At 66.8% G+C, this 15,969-nt stretch carries 13 protein-coding genes; 9 read left to right on the forward strand and 4 right to left on the reverse strand.

What is annotated here, in order from left to right; all coding sequences use genetic code 11:
* Positions 1 to 33: 33 nt before the first annotated feature.
* On the reverse strand, positions 34 to 1,221 hold the full coding sequence (locus B2747_RS00695) for an alanyl-tRNA editing protein (protein ID WP_291155437.1): 1,188 nt from the start codon (positions 1,219 to 1,221) through the stop codon (positions 34 to 36).
* A 69-nt stretch (positions 1,222 to 1,290) separates the two neighbouring features.
* On the opposite strand from B2747_RS00695, the gene B2747_RS00700 reads away from it, so the two are divergent.
* The gene (locus B2747_RS00700; protein ID WP_291155440.1) at positions 1,291 to 3,756 is read left to right on the forward strand and encodes a S41 family peptidase; all 2,466 of its coding nucleotides are present in this window, start codon (positions 1,291 to 1,293) and stop codon (positions 3,754 to 3,756) included.
* A 5-nt stretch (positions 3,757 to 3,761) separates the two neighbouring features.
* Positions 3,762 to 6,290, forward strand: coding sequence for an ATP-dependent helicase HrpB (gene hrpB / locus B2747_RS00705; RefSeq protein WP_291155444.1), 2,529 nt, complete (start codon positions 3,762 to 3,764; stop codon positions 6,288 to 6,290).
* Positions 6,291 to 6,305: 15 nt separating this feature from the next.
* Here the strand turns inward: hrpB and B2747_RS00710 are convergent, their stop codons facing one another.
* The gene (locus B2747_RS00710) at positions 6,306 to 7,475 is read right to left on the reverse strand and encodes a pyridoxal phosphate-dependent aminotransferase (RefSeq protein ID WP_291155446.1); all 1,170 of its coding nucleotides are present in this window, start codon (positions 7,473 to 7,475) and stop codon (positions 6,306 to 6,308) included.
* Between the two features lie 98 nt (positions 7,476 to 7,573).
* On the opposite strand from B2747_RS00710, the gene B2747_RS00715 reads away from it, so the two are divergent.
* The 7 genes from B2747_RS00715 to B2747_RS00745 all read left to right on the forward strand — a co-directional run bounded on the left by B2747_RS00715 (position 7,574) and on the right by B2747_RS00745 (position 14,991).
* Complete coding sequence (locus tag B2747_RS00715; RefSeq protein ID WP_291155450.1) at positions 7,574 to 8,584, forward strand: lysylphosphatidylglycerol synthase transmembrane domain-containing protein; 1,011 nt, start codon at positions 7,574 to 7,576, stop codon at positions 8,582 to 8,584.
* Between the two features lie 7 nt (positions 8,585 to 8,591).
* Positions 8,592 to 9,536: a drug/metabolite exporter YedA gene (yedA, locus tag B2747_RS00720; protein WP_291155453.1), complete on the forward strand. Its 945-nt coding sequence runs from the start codon at positions 8,592 to 8,594 to the stop codon at positions 9,534 to 9,536.
* Between the two features lie 94 nt (positions 9,537 to 9,630).
* A complete protein-coding gene (locus B2747_RS00725) occupies positions 9,631 to 9,996 on the forward strand; it encodes a hypothetical protein (RefSeq protein WP_291155456.1) in 366 nt (121 codons plus the stop codon).
* Positions 9,997 to 10,199: 203 nt separating this feature from the next.
* On the forward strand, positions 10,200 to 12,185 hold the full coding sequence (locus B2747_RS00730; RefSeq protein ID WP_291155459.1) for a GMC family oxidoreductase: 1,986 nt from the start codon (positions 10,200 to 10,202) through the stop codon (positions 12,183 to 12,185).
* Between the two features lie 25 nt (positions 12,186 to 12,210).
* Positions 12,211 to 12,774 (forward strand): MarR family winged helix-turn-helix transcriptional regulator, encoded by a 564-nt coding sequence (locus tag B2747_RS00735; protein WP_291155463.1) that lies wholly within the window; start codon positions 12,211 to 12,213, stop codon positions 12,772 to 12,774.
* Between the two features lie 61 nt (positions 12,775 to 12,835).
* Entirely contained in the window at positions 12,836 to 14,002 is a 1,167-nt protein-coding gene (locus B2747_RS00740; protein ID WP_291155466.1) for a pyridoxal-phosphate-dependent aminotransferase family protein, read from the forward strand.
* Positions 13,999 to 14,991 (forward strand): 2-hydroxyacid dehydrogenase, encoded by a 993-nt coding sequence (locus tag B2747_RS00745; RefSeq protein ID WP_291155469.1) that lies wholly within the window; start codon positions 13,999 to 14,001, stop codon positions 14,989 to 14,991. The genes B2747_RS00740 and B2747_RS00745 overlap by 4 nt, the downstream gene beginning before the upstream one ends.
* 96 nt (positions 14,992 to 15,087) lie before the next feature.
* Here the strand turns inward: B2747_RS00745 and B2747_RS00750 are convergent, their stop codons facing one another.
* Positions 15,088 to 15,366, reverse strand: a complete 279-nt coding sequence (locus B2747_RS00750) for a hypothetical protein (RefSeq protein ID WP_291155472.1) — start codon at positions 15,364 to 15,366, stop codon at positions 15,088 to 15,090.
* Positions 15,359 to 15,682 (reverse strand): hypothetical protein, encoded by a 324-nt coding sequence (locus B2747_RS00755; protein WP_291155475.1) that lies wholly within the window; start codon positions 15,680 to 15,682, stop codon positions 15,359 to 15,361. The genes B2747_RS00750 and B2747_RS00755 overlap by 8 nt, the downstream gene beginning before the upstream one ends.
* Positions 15,683 to 15,969: the final 287 nt, after the last annotated feature.

The raw sequence follows: 15,969 nt of genomic DNA on the forward strand, positions 1-15,969 counted from the left end.
CGGGAGTAACGCCCCCGGCAATCCCGATGAGAATCAGAAACCGAGGGCGGACAACAGCTCGGGCAGGCGTGCGATATCCGGTACGCTGCCCTGCGCAAGACGCGGCGATCCACCACCGCGACCACCAACTGCCTGCAGAGCGGCCTTGAGGCTCGCTCCCGCATCGACGGCACTGTCGGCGGCGGTGGCGAGGAGTACCCCACCGGTTGTGCGACTTGTCACCAGCATCACGCCGTGACCGAGCGCGACGCAGGCCTGTGCCAGCGCCTCAGCGTCCTTCACCGGACCATCGACCTCGTGACGCAGGCGACGAATGCCCGAGGCATCGGGCGCCGTCTGCTGCCAGAGCGCCTGGGCCTCGTATTGAGCAAGCGTCTTTCGGAGCCGGCGGATTTCAGCATCCTGTTCCGCGAGTCGCTCGAGTTGTCGCGGTACAAGCACGGGCAAGTCCTCCGGCGCCGCCGACAGCGGGCGGGCGGTGCGAGCCAGCAACTCGGCGTCGGCCCGCGCCCGGTTCACTGCTCGTTCACCACACACGTACTCGATGCGGGTGTGTCCGCGCGTCTTCTCCGCACCGCGCAGCAGCAGCATGCCCAGCTCGCCCGTGCGCGACACGTGCGTACCACCGCAGGCACTGCGATCAAGGCCTTCGATACTGACAATGCGCAGCACACCGTCGCGATCACTCGCCTTGCGCAGGCCGCTCACGGTGGCGGCGTCTTCATAGCTCACCGTCACCGGGTGGTTGGCGACGATGGCCTCATTGACCTCCCGTTCGATGCGTGTCAGTTGTGCCGACGACAGACCTTCGACGCCACTCACATCGACGGTGCTGGTGACATCACCGAAATGCACACTGACGGTGGGCCATCCGTAGCGGTCGCTGAGCAGGGCGGACAGGAGATGCTGGGCCGTGTGCTGCTGCATGAAGTCCTGACGTCTCGCGCTGTCCACCTGACCCACGACCATGGCGCCGACCGGCAGGCCGATGGGCTCGGCGAGACAGTGCGCCACCCGCTCGTCCTCATCCACCACGTCCACCACGGCGATGTCCGCCAGCAGCCCGGTGTCGTGCGGCTGTCCGCCCGAGGTGGGGTAGAAGGCGCTGCGATCGAGGTACACGCGGCGCCCGCTGTCACCAAGGGCGACAATGGTGGCGCTGAAGCGCCTGAGCGCTGCGTCGTCGTAATAGAGCCGTTGCGTGCCGGAAGCGTCGGACATGGGCGAGGTCACAAGGAAAGGTTAACCCGGACTGTCGGACGAATGCGTGGCCCGCGGTATCTTTGCAAGATGACGAGTCCTGCGCGATGGTCCACGGTCGGTGCTGACCGCAGCCGACGAACCCTCAGGTGGCTGCTGGTCAGCGCGCCGCTGCTCAGCGCGCCGCTGGTCGCGACGGCCTGCCTGCCGCCCGCGCGGTCGGCGGAGGTGGCCGCGCCCGGCCCGGTGGTGCGTGAAGTGCCGGCCATCAGGCCGGTTGTGGCACTGCCGCCGGCACCTGCTGATCCGGAGCCCGATGCCGCCGCGTCCGACTCCGCCGGTACGTCGCGGCTGATGCGTCTGGCCTGGGTGTGGCACCTGGCGTCGCTGCATCATCCGGCCGTGGCCGTGCGTGGTGCCCCGCTCGATTCCGCCTTCATTCGGGCGGTCACCCTGGTGCGTCGCGCCGATACGCCAGAGGCACTGGCGTTGGCGTATCAGCGCTTCGTGGGTGCGCTGCAGGATCCGCTCTCTCGCGTTGAAACGGCCGATGACGCAGAAGACCGCCGCCCGCTCACGCGCGTGGATGTTGTAAACGTCGAGCAAACCGCCGACAGCATTCTCGTGCTGCAGGTCCCGACGGCGTCGGTGTATGCCGAAGCCGCTGACGTAGGCTTGCGCACGGCGCTCCAGGCCGTGCCTTCGCGCGTCGTGCTCGACTTGCGCGCCGCGGCGGGCCGCACCCTGCTGGACAGCGTGGACGCGTTCTTTGCGCGCACCCAGTTGGTGGAGCGGCTGGCGTCGGTGCCCTTCACCGAAAGCAGTGTGCGTGTGCGGCGGGTCGGCGGCGCACGCGAGGTTGCCGGCGCCTGGCAGTTCGACGACGCCTGGGTGCTGCGCGACGGCCGACTCATTCTGCCGCAGGACACGAGCACGCGGCACGTGGTCGTGCTGGCCAATACACAGACCGTCCTGCCACGTGCCGTGCTGGGTCTGGTGGCCAGCGGACGCGCGACGCTCGTTGCGGAAGACGGGCTGCGTGACGACGCGCTCGTGCCCAGTGTGGTGATTCCACTCCGTGAGGGCCTGCAGCTCCGGCTGCGTACCGGTGAGTTGCTGCACGCGGACGGCAGCAGTGATCTGCGTGCCGACACCGTGGTGTCCGGGCCCACGCCAACCGACAGCAATCCGGCCCGTCGCGTTGCGCTCGAGATGCTGCGCACGCAGCGCTATGTCCGCGCGTCGCGTCTGCCGGTGGTGCGGGCGCCGGCGCAGCTGCCGGGCTACTACGACCGTGACCCGTATCCCTTCATGGGAGCGCGCGTCCTGGCCGGTGCGCGTCTCTGGAGCAGCATGCGGGCGCGTCACGCGCACCGTGACTTGTACGATGATGACGCGGACGCGGTGTTCGAGCGCGCGCTGCCGCGATTGGAATCGGCGCGGCATGCGGTGGAGTACGCGGCCACCGTGCGAGCCCTGGTGGGGTCGTTCGATGATGCGCAGGTGCGCGTGACCGGAGCGACCATGGACAGCACCCGCGGTGTGGCGGCGCTGCCGTTTCGCGTCCAGTGGGTGGAAGGGCGCGCGATCATTCGTGATCTGGTGCGCGATTCGGTGACACGCGCACTCGGGCTCGAGGTGGGGCAGGAACTCACGGCTGTGGACGGCTATCCGTTGCCGTCGTGGCTCATCGATCATCAGCGCGATGTGTCTGCACCCAACGAGTGGACACGTCAGCGTCTGCTGATGGCACAGCTGCCCTTCGGGCCTCCCGGCAACTCGCTGGTGCGCATTCGTGAGGCGACGGGAAGAGAACGGCAGCTGGCCGTACCGCGCACACTGGCCTATCCGGCGCTGCTCGCGCAGGTGGAGCGCCCGCAGCAGGCCGCCGCCATGGTGCTGCCAAACGGTGTGGCCTATCTCGACGTGAATCGCCTCACCGACCAGACGGTGGATGATGCCATTGCGCGGCATCGTGGCGCGCGCGCATGGATTGTGGATCTGCGTGGTGCACTGGCCGACAGCAGTGTGGTGGGTGCGCGCATGCTGGCGGCGCTGCGCACACGGCCGGTGGCAGTCACCGCGGTCGAACTGCATCGCTATCAGTCGTCGCCCTGTCTCGCTCTCACGCTACGTGAAGCCGCGGCGCAGTGTCCCGACGAGCGTGAAACGCGCGCTCGTGTGTCGCGCGGTGATACCAGTGGTCATTTTTCTGGACGCATCGTGGCACTCGTGGATGAGCGCACGAGCGGCGCGATGGAGCGGCTCGCGCTGGCGCTCGAAGGGGCGGCGGAGGTGACGTTCATGGGCAGCGCGAGCTCCGGTTCGCCGGCGGAGGCGGTGCAGGTGCCGCTGCCCGGCAACCTGGTGCTCGAAGTTCCGGCGCATGAACTGCGCCGCATTGACCAGTCCACGTGGCAGCGTGTGGGCATCACGCCGGTGGTGGACGCGCGGCTGACCGTGCGCGCAGTGCGCAGCGGCGTGGATGATGTGATCGAGCGGGCGCAGCAGTGGCTGGTGCAGCAGCTCGATGGCCCGACACGACGTCGCCGCTGAACCGCATGGCTGCTCAGCGTGGTGATGTGACGCTGCCGATTGACGAAGCGTTGCCGGCGCTGCACGCCGCGCTGACTGCGCGGGCGGCCGCAGTGCTCGAGGCGCCGCCAGGTGCGGGAAAAACCACGCGGGTTCCGCCGTCGCTGCTTGATGCGCCATGGCTTGGCACGCAGCGCGTACTCATGCTCGAGCCTCGGCGACTGGCGGCACGCAGCGCGGCGCATTTCATGGCGCGCGTGCGCGGTGAGTCAGTGGGTGAAACCGTTGGCTACCGCGTGCGCGGTGAGACGCGCGTGTCCGCGCGCACACGTATTGAGGTGGTGACGGAGGGCGTGCTGGCCCGGCTGTTGTCGGCTGATCCGACACTCGAAGGCTACGGGGCGGTGCTGTTCGACGAGTTTCACGAGCGCTCGCTGCAGGCCGACCTCGGACTCGCGCTGGTCTTGGAAACACAGCAGGTGCGCGAGGACCTGCGCCTCGTGGTCATGTCGGCCACGCTGGATGGCGACGCGGTGGCCGGATTGCTCGCCGATCACGCCGGCCCGGCCCCGGTTATTCGCAGTGCAGGCCGCGCGTATCCGGTGGAGACGCAGTACCGTCCGCCGCGTCGCGACGAATGGCTCGACGCGTCGGTGAGCCGTGTGCTGCGGGAGGCACTGGACGCACACGACGGTGACGTGCTGGTGTTTCTGCCCGGCATGAGCGAACAGCAGCGTGTGGCGTCGCGACTTGCGTCGTGGGTGCCGGACACCGTGCAGGTGCATGTGCTGCACGGCAGTTTGTCGCTGGCCGATCAGGATGCGGCGCTGGGCGCGTCGCCGCCCGGCACACGCAAGGTGGTGCTCAGCACCAGCGTGGCGGAAACCAGTCTGACCGTGGAAGGCGTGCGTGTGGTGGTGGATGCCGGCCTGTCGCGCGTGGCCCGTTATGACGCTGCCGCTGGTCTCACGCGCCTGGTCACCACGCGGGTGAGTCGGGCGTCGGCCGATCAGCGACGGGGGCGCGCGGGGCGTGTGGCACCTGGGGTGTGCTATCGCCTCTGGGATGCGCAGGAAGAGCATGGCATGGCGGCGGCCACGCGGCCGGAGATTCTCGATGCCGATCTGTCGTCGCTGGCGCTGGAGTTGGCCGATGCCGGCATTGCCGATCCGTCGCAATTGCGCTGGCTGGATGTGCCACGCGCGGGCGCGTTTGCGCAGGCGCGTGAGCTGCTCCGGGAGCTCGGTGCCCTCGACGTCGGCGGCCGCATCACGGCGCATGGCCGGCAGATGGCCGCGCTGCCGCTGCAGCCGCGTCTCGCGCATCTCGTACTGGTGGCGGCGTCGCGTGGCGCAGGTGAACTGGGGGCGCAGCTCGCGGCGCTGCTCGAGGAGCGCGATGTGCTTCGGGTCGAGGGTCCGGCGCGTGCACCGGCCGATCTCCGGCTCAGGCTCGAGGCGCTGCAGCACGATGAGCGTGAGGTGTCGTTGCATGGTGCGCGGGTGGACCGGGATGCGCTGCGGCGAGTGAGGCAGGCGGGCCGAGAGATTGCGAACAGAACGGCAAACAGCGGAAGCCAACACAACATCGACGTCGGCGTACTCGTCGCCCTCGCATTCCCCGATCGTGTGGCGCAGCGCCGCCCCGGAAGCGACGGCCGCTATCTGTTGCGCAACGGTAGCGGGGCGGTGGTCACGCGCGGTGACGCACTCTTCGACGAGCCGTGGCTGGTCATTGCCGAACTCGATGGGCAACCCCCCGAGTATCGCGTGGCGCGTGCGGTCCCGATTTCACTCGAGGATCTCCGGCTGGAGGTGCGGGATCAGCTGAGCACCGACCGTGGTGTGGACTGGGATGAGCGCACGCGCAGTGTGAAGGCCGTGCAGCGTGTGCGGCTTGGTGCGATCACCATCGAAGAGAAACCGCTGCGTGAGGTGGACGCCGAGCAGGTTCGTGCGCTCTGGATTTCACAGCTCACCAGGAGCGGTGCATCCGCCTGGCCATGGAGCGAGAGCGCCACACGTTTGCGGGAACGGCTCGCCTTTCTGCATCACTTCGACCGCACGTGGCCCGACGTCTCCGACGACGCGCTGGTGAACACGCTGGATGAGTGGCTCGGCCCGCATCTCGACCGACTGCGCAACTGGACGCAGCTCGAACAACTACCGTGGCACGACGCCCTCTCCACACTCATCTCCTGGGACCGGCGTGCGGCGCTCGATCGGCTGGCGCCCACCCATCTCGAGGTGCCAAGCGGGTCACGCATTGCTGTGAACTACAGTAGCCCCGACGCGCCGGTGCTGGCTGTGAAGCTGCAGGAAGTCTTTGGGTGGACGAGCACGCCCATGCTGCTCGACGGGCGCGTGCCGGTCACGCTGCACTTGCTTTCACCCGCGCAACGCCCGGTGCAGGTCACGCGCGACCTCGCCGGCTTCTGGCGCACGGGCTACTTCGAGGTGCGCAAGGATCTGCGTGGACGCTATCCGCGTCACCCCTGGCCGGATGATCCACTGACCGCAGAAGCCACGCGGCGCGCCAAGCCGCGTGGCACCTGAGACCGAACGAGCCGCTTACGCCAATGCCGCCGGCAACTCGGCCACGAACTGTCGCATCTCGTCTGGCGTCCCGATGGAAACACGGCACCAGTCCGTGTACGGCGGAAACGCGCGTCCAATGAGAAAGCCCTTGCCCTCGAAGTGACGCTGGAGTTGCTGCACCGGCTTGCCACTCTGGAAGAACACGAAGTTGGTTTGCGACGGCGCCGCCTTCTTGCCCAGTCGCGCCAGCGTGTCGAGCAGCAGCTTGCGTCCCTCGGCGTTCTTCTGCTTCACAAACGTCTGATACTCCACGTCGAGCAGGGACGCGTTGGCGGCGTGCAGGCCAAACACGTTCGCGTCGCCGGTGACGTACTGCTGCAGACGCGCAATGATGTCAGGACGCGCGACGGCAAACCCCACACGCAGTCCTGCCAGGCCGTGAATCTTGCTGGCGGTGCGCGACACGATCACCTGTTCGCCCTTGAGCACCAGATCCACCATGCTCTTGTATCCCGGCGCATCAACGAAGTCGAAGTAGGCTTCGTCCACGATGACCGGTGTGCGCCGCGCCACATTGGACACGAACTCACGCAAGGCCTTGTCGTCGGCAAGGTTTGACGTGGGGTTGTTGGGATTGCACACAAACACGAGTTTCGTGCCGCTGCCGATCTTCGCGTCCATCGTGTAGAGATCGTGATCGAGATGCTGATCGAGCGGTACCTTGTGCACGGTGGCGCGCAGTGTCTCGCCCCAGCGCGGCAGGTCTTCGAACGTGGGCCAGGGCGCCACGATCTCGCCGCCTTCGAGCGCATAGGCCATGGCCAGAATACCCAGCACCTCGCTCGAGCCCTGCGTGACCAGCACATGATCCTCGGGCACCCCCACATGCTGCGCGAACGTGCGGCGAATCTCCTGACGAATGGGTGGCATGTACCAGGTGTGCTGCGCCCAGGAGCCCATGAGCGCGTCCTTGGCCTTGGGTGACATGCCGAAGGGGTTCTCGTTGAACGAGAGGCGAATGGGGCCCGCGGCGCGACGCGCCGTGGTGGCATCGCGCTCGAGCTGCGCCAGCATGTCCGGGTAGGACACGTTCCCCAGCACCCGCGCCATGTCGGCGGCGGGCAGCAACCCGGGCAAAGCGGCGGTGGCGCCTAGACCGAGACCGGTGGTGCGCAGCCACGCGCGGCGGGAGAGTGCGGACATGTGAGCCTCGACGGGCGGTGGAAGGGAGGGGGCAGGCAAGGTCGCGCCGTAGCCTTGATTCTGCGTCGGCCCACACGAAATGGCGACTATCTTGCGCCATGACTTCTGGCCGCTGGCTGCTGACGCTGCTTTCGTTTGCCCTGATGCTGGGCGCGTCGGCCTGGGTGGTGTGGCCCCACTGGCCAGCGGACGGCATGCCGTGGCTGGCCTGGCCGGTGCACGCGGTGGCCTTGGCAACAGTCACCGCGGAACTGCTGACTCGCGCGTTCAAGATCCAGGCTTCGGCCCGCGCCTGCGGAATCGCGCTGCGTTTCATCACCGCGCTCCGGGTGTGTCTGGCGGGTGATTTTGCCGCCGCCATTACGCCAGCGCGATCGGGTGCGGAGCCGGCCCGCTATCTGGTGCTCGCGGAAAGCGGCACGGGTCCGGCCGAGCGGGTGCTGGTGCTCTTTCTCGAACTCTTTCTCGAGATGTGGAGTTTGCTGCTGGTATGCTCGGCGCTCGCGGTCGTGTTTCACGGCCGCGGGGCGTCGGCGGCTGGCCTGGCTGCGTTGGTGGGTGGCTACAGCTCGCTGGTATTGACGCTGGGCGCGGTGGGTTGGGTACTGTCACAACACCACGCGCGCGGACCGGTACCGGACTGGGCGGTGAGACTGCGGGTGTCGCCCGGCGGCTGGCGCGCGGTGCAGCGGCTGCTTCGTGGGCTGCGCCGTTCGGTGTTGGCCCTCCGGCACGCGCATCCTGGGCACATGGCGTTGGCCCTGGGTGGGTCGGTGCTGCACGTGCTGGGCAAGGTGGCCACGCTGCCGCTTCTGGTGTTCCTGTCGGCGCCGGACTTTCCGGTCACGCTCGAGAACCTGGCGCCGCTGGTGCTTTGGCCCTTGGCGCTGTTTTACGGCGGGGTGGTGGTACCGGCTCCGGGCGGTGGTGGATTCATCGAGGGGGCCTTTGCGACGGTTTTGCGGGACGCCATTCCATCGGCCGTGTTTGTGTCGTCGCTGCTCTGGTGGCGGTTCTACACGTTCTATCTGTACGTGCTGGTGGGCGGTCTCACAGCCGGCAGCGTCGTTGTGCGTTCGCTCAAATCAGGTCACAATCAGGACAGTTAAGGAACACGTGGGGAACACTCAGGGCACTTTGCACGATACGCCAGCTGCCACCCGTTTTCAGCTGATCGCCGGATTCCTCATCATTTACGTGGTGTGGGGTTCGACCTATCTGGCCATAAAGTGGGGGGTGGAAACAATTCCACCATTCTTTATGGGTGCCCTGCGCTTCCTGGTAGCTGGTGCGGCCCTGTATGGGTGGAACCGTTTGCGAGGGGCCGCAGCGCCCACGCGGGCGCAGTGGCGGGACGCCGCCATCGTGGGCGGCCTCCTGCTCTTTGTCGGCAACGGAGCCGTGTCCTGGGCCAGCCGGCGCGTCAGTTCGGGTCTGGCCTCAGTCCTGGTGGCCACGGTTCCGTTGTGGCTGGTGCTCTGCGAAGCCTGGCAGGGCAAGCGCCCGCGCGTCGCCCAACTGGCTGGTGTGGTGGTGGGCCTCGTGGGTGTGGGGCTGCTGGTCATGCCGACCGGCAGCGCGGGGCTCACGGCCGTCGATCCAATCGGCGCCGTGGCGCTCACCATGGGCTCGCTGTCCTGGACCATTGGTTCGCTCTATTCCCGCACGGCGCAGCAGGCCAAGCCGGCCTCCATGGCCATTGCCATGCAGATGCTCACCGGGGGCGCGCTGCTGATCGTGCTGTCGCTGGCGCTGGGTGACTGGCAGCGGGTCAGTTTCGATACGGTGTCGACTCGCTCCGCACTATCGCTCCTCTATCTCGTCATCTTCGGATCACTTGTAGGTTTCTCCACCTACATGTGGCTGCTCAAGGTAGCCAGCCCCACCGCCGTCGGGACCTATGCCTATGTCAATCCGGTGGTGGCCGTGCTGCTGGGCGTGGCGCTCGGCGGTGAACGCCTGCCCGCCTCGGCCTGGGTAGCCATGTCCGTCATTGTGGGGGGCGTGGCGCTGGTGAGCCTCGTGGATAGCCGCCGAAATGCCCGCAAGGTCACGGCCTGACCTGGTGATACAGACTGACACGCCGGCAGTGGTCTGAATCCCGCCGCTGCGCTCCGCGTACGGATCACTAACCCTCACGTATGGAGTCGGTTCGGTGCGCACCCACATCAAGGTCGTCGGCCTCGTCAATCTGCTCTACAGCGCCATTGGTCTCCTGATGGCGGCCGGTGCCCTGTTTGGCGGCCTCTTCAGCTCGCTCGCCACGCTCAACCCCGTGGTCATGGTGGTGGGCACGGTCACCAGCGCGGTCGTCGCGGTAATCATCGGAGTCATCAGTCTCTTCGGGCTGCTGGCTGGTCTGGCCCTGCTCAACCACCAGAATTGGGCGCGGTGGGTCATCCTGTTTGTTTCGGTGCTGCGCCTGTTCCGCTGGCCCTTCGGTACGCTGTTCGGCGGCTACAGCATCTGGGTGCTGACGCACCGGGAAACGCGGGACATCTTCGCGGCCAACAGTCGGTAACGGAATCCGCGGGTCCCCAGGCTCTGGCGGCCCTGCGTGGCGGACGGCAATGTCTCCACATGGCCACCCCGCCGCCTGATTCGCTGACCACCAGGTTGCCCCGAGTGGGCAATGCACCCGTCCCGCCTCCGACCACGTCGGATGGCGGGATTTGTGCTGCCGGGGGGCCATTCCTCTCCAATGCTGAGCGACAGGCGCTCGACGTGCTGGCAGGGGCCGTTCTGCGCGGCGCGCCCGCGGCTGGCACGGCGCTCCCAGGTGTTGCCGAGCGAGTAGACGCACGACTCCACACGCTGCCTGAGGACAAGCGTCGTCAGGTCGGACAGGCCATCCGTTTGCTGGCGTCTCCAATGGGCGGCCTGCTGGCCGGCCAGAGACCCGTGGCGTTCGCCGCGCTGGCCCCGGAGGCGCAGGCGGAGCGGCTGGGCCGCTGGGTCGAGTCGCCCATCGGTGTGGTGCGCTCGGCGGTGCAGACGCTGCGGCGCCTGGTGATGGCGGTGCACTACGCCGACCCGGTGGTGTCACGGGCCATCGGATATGCGGGGCCCGAAGCGTCGCCTCGGGTACTGGTTGACGTTGGCACGCCACGTGCCGGCGAGCGTGGCGCATGGAGTGCCATGCCGGAGCGCTTCGACGTGGACCCGTCCACGCCCACGGGCCGCGTCGCCGCTGATGTCGTGGTGATTGGCACCGGCGCGGGCGGCGCGGTGGCGGCGGCGCGGCTGGCCGAGGCGGGCTATCGGGTGGTCATGCTCGAGGCGGGGGCCTGGCACCGTCGCGAGGATTTTGACGACAACGAAGCGCGGCAGATCGAGCGGCTGTATGCAGACGGCGGCCTGCGCACGACGGACGATGCAGCCATTGCACTCGTGCAGGGCGAGGCAGTCGGCGGATCGACGCTGGTCAACTGGATGATCATGCTGCGCACGCCGGAATTCGTGCTGGCTGAGTGGGCGTCGCATCACGGTATCACCGGCATGAGTCCGTCGGACATGGCACCGGTTTTTGCACGCATCGAGCGTGAGGTGCATGCGAGTCTGGTGCCGGATGCCGCGCATTCGGTCAACAACGCAAAATTGCTGGCGGGCGCACAGGCGCTGGGCTGGCGGGCGCGCGCCGGACAACTGAATGTGGTTGGCTGCCAGCGCTGCGGCTGCTGTGGCATCGGGTGTCGCCATGGCGCCAAACAATCGGCAGACGTCACGTATGTCCCGCGCGCGCTCGCCGCCGGCGCCACTCTCTTCACGTCTTCGCGGGCACTGCGTATCGAAGTGCTCGAGCGCGATCCCGGCCTCAACCAGCAGGGCACGCCACCACTCAAGCGTGTGGTGGCCACACGCCGTCACGCCAATGGGCGGGTGAGCACGCTGCATGTGGAGGCGCCACTCGTGGTGTGCGCGGCCGGCGCCATCGAAACACCGGTGCTGTTGCAGCAGTCCGGCCTGGGCGGTGATGCCGTGGGGCAGTGGCTGCGTCTCCATCCCACCACGGCAGTCTACGCGCACTACGACGAGGAAGTCGTGGCCAGCGCGGGCATTCCCCTCAGCACCGTGTGCGACGAATTCCTGCAGTGGCAGCAGACGGACTACGGCTTCTGGATTGAGACGCCGCCCATGTTGCCCAGCTTCACGGCGGCGGCTCTGCCCGATTTCGGTGAAGCGCATGCCCGCTGCATGGCGCGCTACCGAAACCTTGGGGTAACCATCGGGCTCACCCGCGATGGTGCCGCCCGTGCGCAATCAAGCGGCCAGGTGTCGGTTACCAGACGCGGCACGCGGTCCATTCGGTATCGTCTGAGCCGCGAAGATGCCGCGCGCGTGTCGGCGTCCATCCAGGCCATGGCCCGATTGCATCTCGCGGCCGGCGCCCGGGAAGTGGGCAGCATGCACAGCGTGCCGCGCGTCGTGCGCCACGAGCGGGACCTTGGCGCACTTGCAGGGGGCATACACCCCAACGGGCTCGCCCTCTTTTCGGCGCATGTCAACGGAACCTGCCGCATGGGAACGGCGCGTCACACCTCGGCCACGACCCCGGATGGAGAGCGACATGGGGTGCGCGGTGTGTACATTACCGATGGTTCCGTGCTGCCAACGGCGCTCGGGGTCAATCCACAGGAAACGATCATGGCCGTGGCGTCGGTGCTGGCCGAACGTGTGGCCGCGCGCCACGCTGGCCTGTTGCGCGCCTGACTCCTCCACTCGCACTCCCGGGCCCATGAGCAAGGGTGACAAGAAACGCCGCCGAGCGCTGGACGCCTACGGGGCACTGCAACGTGTGGCGACCCTCTCGGCCTCGCATGTCGAGGTGGCGACCCACGCGTTTGGCCTCTCGGCTTCGCAATTCGGCGTGCTGGAGACGCTGCAACAGCGCGGGCCGGTGCACCAGCAGGAGCTGGCCGAGGCACTCGCGCGCAGCAAGGCACAAATGACGGCCATCATCGACGCGCTCGAAGGCCGTGGCCTCGTGCGTCGCGAACGTCATGCGGTCGATCGTCGTTTCATCACCGTGTATCTCACGGAGGCCGGCCACGTGCTGCTGGCTGACGTCGGCCCCGTGCGTACCGAGGCCATTGTGAGCCTCATGCGCGAGTTGAGCGGGGAGCAGAAAACCCGCCTCACGCGTCTGTGTCGTCGCCTCATCCGTGTGCTCGATCCCGGCAGTGATGATGCGGCCGATGCCGATCGGGACACGGAAGACGCCGAGTCGCACAGTGATGTCGACGCGCCGACCGCTCCGCACACGTCCGCCAGCACTGCCGAGGCCGAGCACGTAGCCTGAGCAGCGCCCTGGGCAGTATCCCCGCCTGATTCTTTCTTCGTTTCGACCTCTCCCACCTCGCATGGCCGGCCGCCACTTCCTGCAGATTCCCGGGCCAACGCCCGTCCCCGACCGTCTCCAGCGGGCGATGCATCGCCAGATGGAAGACCATCGGTCGTCGACCTTTCCGGCCTTCACGCGCTCCATTCTGTCACGACTGCCGCAGGTCGTGCATCAGACGCGAGGCGAGGCGTTCGTGTTTCCCGCCACCGGCTCGGCCATGTGGGAAGCGGCGCTGGTCAACACGATCAACCCGGGTGGACGTCTGCTGGCGCCGCGCTTCGGTCAGTTCTCGCACCTCTTCATTCAGACGGCCCGCAACCTGGGCTATCAGGTGGAAGTGCTCGAGGAGCCGTGGGGCGAGGCGGCTGATCCATCGCGCATTGAAGCGGCCCTGGTTGCCGACCGCGCCCACGAGATTCAGGCCGTGCTGCTGGTGCACAACGAAACGGCCACTGGCGTGACCTGTGATGTGGCGGCGGTGCGCGCCGCCATGGACCGCGCGGGACATCCGGCGTTGCTCATGGTGGACGGCGTGAGTTCCATTGCCAGTCTCGACTTCCAGTTCGATCGCTGGGGGGTGGACGCGGCCATCACCGGCTCGCAGAAGGGTTTCATGCTGCCGGCTGGCCTTGGCATTCTGTATCTGAGTGAGAAGGCGCTTGCGCGCGTGGACCAGTGCACCATGCCTCGCGCGTACTTCGACGTGCGCGCCATGCGCGCCAACAACGCGCAAGGATACTTCCCCAGCACGCCGGCGCTGTCGTTGCTGTACGGACTCGACGAGGCCCTCACCATGTTGCTGGACGAAGGCATGGCCAACGTGGCGGCGCGGCATGCGCGGCTCGCGTCGGGTGTGCGCGCGGCGGTGCACGCCTGGGGTCTTCGCAGTTGTGCCAGGCGTCCCGAGATTGCCAGCAATTCGCTCACGGCCGTGATGGTGCCCGAAGGATACGACGCGCGGCGCGTCATCGAAATTGCGTTCAGCCGCTATGACATCGCTCTGGGTTCAGGCCTCGCAGAGCTGGCGGGCAAGGTGTTTCGCATTGGTCACTTGGGCGACATGAACGTGCTCACGCTGGCCGGCGCGCTGGGCGGTGTAGAGATGGCGCTGTACGACGCGGGCATTGACGTGCCGCTGGGCAAGGGCGTTGGTGCGGCGTTGGCTGAGTGGCGGGTGACGGCATGAGCGCGGACAGTCGTTCGCTGCGTGTGGTGGTCACACGCAAGATGCCGGAGGCCGTGGAAGCGGCGGTGGCGGCGCGCTACGACGCGCTGTTCAATCGCACTGACATCGCGCTGACCGCGGAACAGATGGCGCAGGTGCTGCAGCAGGCTGACGTGGTCATCACCACCGTCACCGACAAGTGGCACCCAGGCATCTTCGACACCACCAGCATTCGCACGAAGCTGCTTGCGAATGTGGGTGTGGGCGTGAATCACATCGCGCTCGAGTCGGCACGGCGCGCAGGCATTACCGTTACCAATACGCCCGATGTGGTGACCGATGACACGGCGGATGTGGCCATTGCGCTCATCCTCATGACCATGCGCCGTCTGGGTGAAGGCGAGCGGCATTTGCGCAGTGGTGCGTGGAGCGGATTGCGGCCCACGTTCATGCTGGGTCGTACGCTGCGCGGCAAGACGCTGGGCATCGTGGGCTATGGACGTATCGGTCGTGCCGTGGCGCGCATCGCGCACGAGGCCTTCGGCATGCACATCCTGTGGCACGCGCCGCGTGATCCGCGCATTGACGATCCGGCCACGGCGGGACCTGCCAGCGCTGAACGTGCGGCGACGTTGGAGGAGCTGCTGCAGCGCAGTGATGTGGTATCGCTGCATTGTCCGGCCACACCGGAGACTCGGCATCTCATGAACGCCGAGACTCTGGCACTCATGCCGCCACACGCCTATCTGGTGAACACGGCGCGCGGCGATGTGGTGCACGAAGCGGCGCTGGTGACCGCGCTCAAGGAGCAGCGTATCGCCGGTGCCGGGCTTGACGTCTACGAATTCGAGCCCAGCGTAACGGCGGAGCTCAAGGACATGGAGCAGGTGGTATTGCTGCCCCACCTGGGCAGTGCCACCATCGAGACGCGCACGAACATGGGCATGCGCGCGCTGGCCAACGTGGATGCGTATGTGCGAGGCGAGCGGCCCGGCGATCTGGTGGGCTGATCGTTTCGTGACTTGAGGGGAATGGAATACTGCGAGAGGGAGCGAAGATGTTCATCCCTCTCGCAGAACCCACGCACGCTTGGCTGCTACGGAAGACTATTCCGACGCGATTGATTGGGTCGTTGGCCTGCCCTGCGCCACAAATCGTGATGCAATCCAGCAACCTGCCGCCAGCACGGCGCATGCCGCCGCCGCCCAGCGCTGCCACATGAGTGGCTGAGGTGCCGGGATGAAAGTCGCCAGAAGAACGGCGAAAAACCCGAACGCGTGAGCAAGGCGTTTGACACGCGAAGGCTGGTTCACCACGCCCCGTAGAACGGCATAAGCGAGAAAGAAACCGACAACCGTTACGACCAGCCGCGTGTGATCACTCATGATTCTGATCCCAGTCTCGACCCGCGTTATACTTGCACTCGTTGAGCATGGCACCAGCAACGTTTACGGCAGCAAGCAGCGCTGCGTTCCCAGCAGCGTATGCCTTGATACCAGCCCATCCTATAGGACCCCCTGCAGCAAGCGCAACGATGGACGCGGTTGCGCCCACTGCGAAAGCGCCAACCGACATATTGTAGGCAGTTTGGTGTCCTTGGCACGCTTGCTTGATGTGATTCGAGCGGCCATCCGTATTCGTCTCAAGCTGTTCCCAGTCGGCGTTAACCGCAGCGGCCATAATCTCGACTTCGGCCAGCATGTACTCTGCCTCCGACGCTACGGCGACCGGGTCCCATGTCACAGGCCCGTTCTCGGTGTACTCAACATTTGGATCGCAGTTATCTGCGCAGGGGAGCTCCGTTCGCCGGGGCTCGAGGTCGACCAATCCCGTCGGTCCATCAGCCTGACAGGCTGCCGAAAAGAGGATCAGCCCCCCCCCCAAGAATCATCCGGAACGCTCGCATGTACAACCTCCAAGAACGAATGGTTTCGATTGGCGTTCGACACTTTCGAACACCTATTTCTAACAGGGTGCTGAAAAAGTCG

Source organism: Gemmatimonas sp. UBA7669, assembly GCF_002483225.1.
Lineage (GTDB): Bacteria > Gemmatimonadota > Gemmatimonadetes > Gemmatimonadales > Gemmatimonadaceae > Gemmatimonas.

What these genes read in the sequence shown, in the direction of transcription:
- B2747_RS00695 (WP_291155437.1), bottom strand. Translation starts at nt 1,221, where the DNA reads ATGTCCGACGCTTCCGGCACGCAACGGCTCTATTACGACGACGCAGCG.
- B2747_RS00700 (WP_291155440.1), top strand. Translation starts at nt 1,291, where the DNA reads ATGACGAGTCCTGCGCGATGGTCCACGGTCGGTGCTGACCGCAGCCGA.
- hrpB (WP_291155444.1), top strand. Translation starts at nt 3,762, where the DNA reads ATGGCTGCTCAGCGTGGTGATGTGACGCTGCCGATTGACGAAGCGTTG.
- B2747_RS00710 (WP_291155446.1), bottom strand. Translation starts at nt 7,475, where the DNA reads ATGTCCGCACTCTCCCGCCGCGCGTGGCTGCGCACCACCGGTCTCGGT.
- B2747_RS00715 (WP_291155450.1), top strand. Translation starts at nt 7,574, where the DNA reads ATGACTTCTGGCCGCTGGCTGCTGACGCTGCTTTCGTTTGCCCTGATG.
- B2747_RS00735 (WP_291155463.1), top strand. Translation starts at nt 12,211, where the DNA reads ATGAGCAAGGGTGACAAGAAACGCCGCCGAGCGCTGGACGCCTACGGG.
- B2747_RS00740 (WP_291155466.1), top strand. Translation starts at nt 12,836, where the DNA reads ATGGCCGGCCGCCACTTCCTGCAGATTCCCGGGCCAACGCCCGTCCCC.
- B2747_RS00745 (WP_291155469.1), top strand. Translation starts at nt 13,999, where the DNA reads ATGAGCGCGGACAGTCGTTCGCTGCGTGTGGTGGTCACACGCAAGATG.
- B2747_RS00750 (WP_291155472.1), bottom strand. Translation starts at nt 15,366, where the DNA reads ATGAGTGATCACACGCGGCTGGTCGTAACGGTTGTCGGTTTCTTTCTC.
- B2747_RS00755 (WP_291155475.1), bottom strand. Translation starts at nt 15,682, where the DNA reads ATGCTGGCCGAAGTCGAGATTATGGCCGCTGCGGTTAACGCCGACTGG.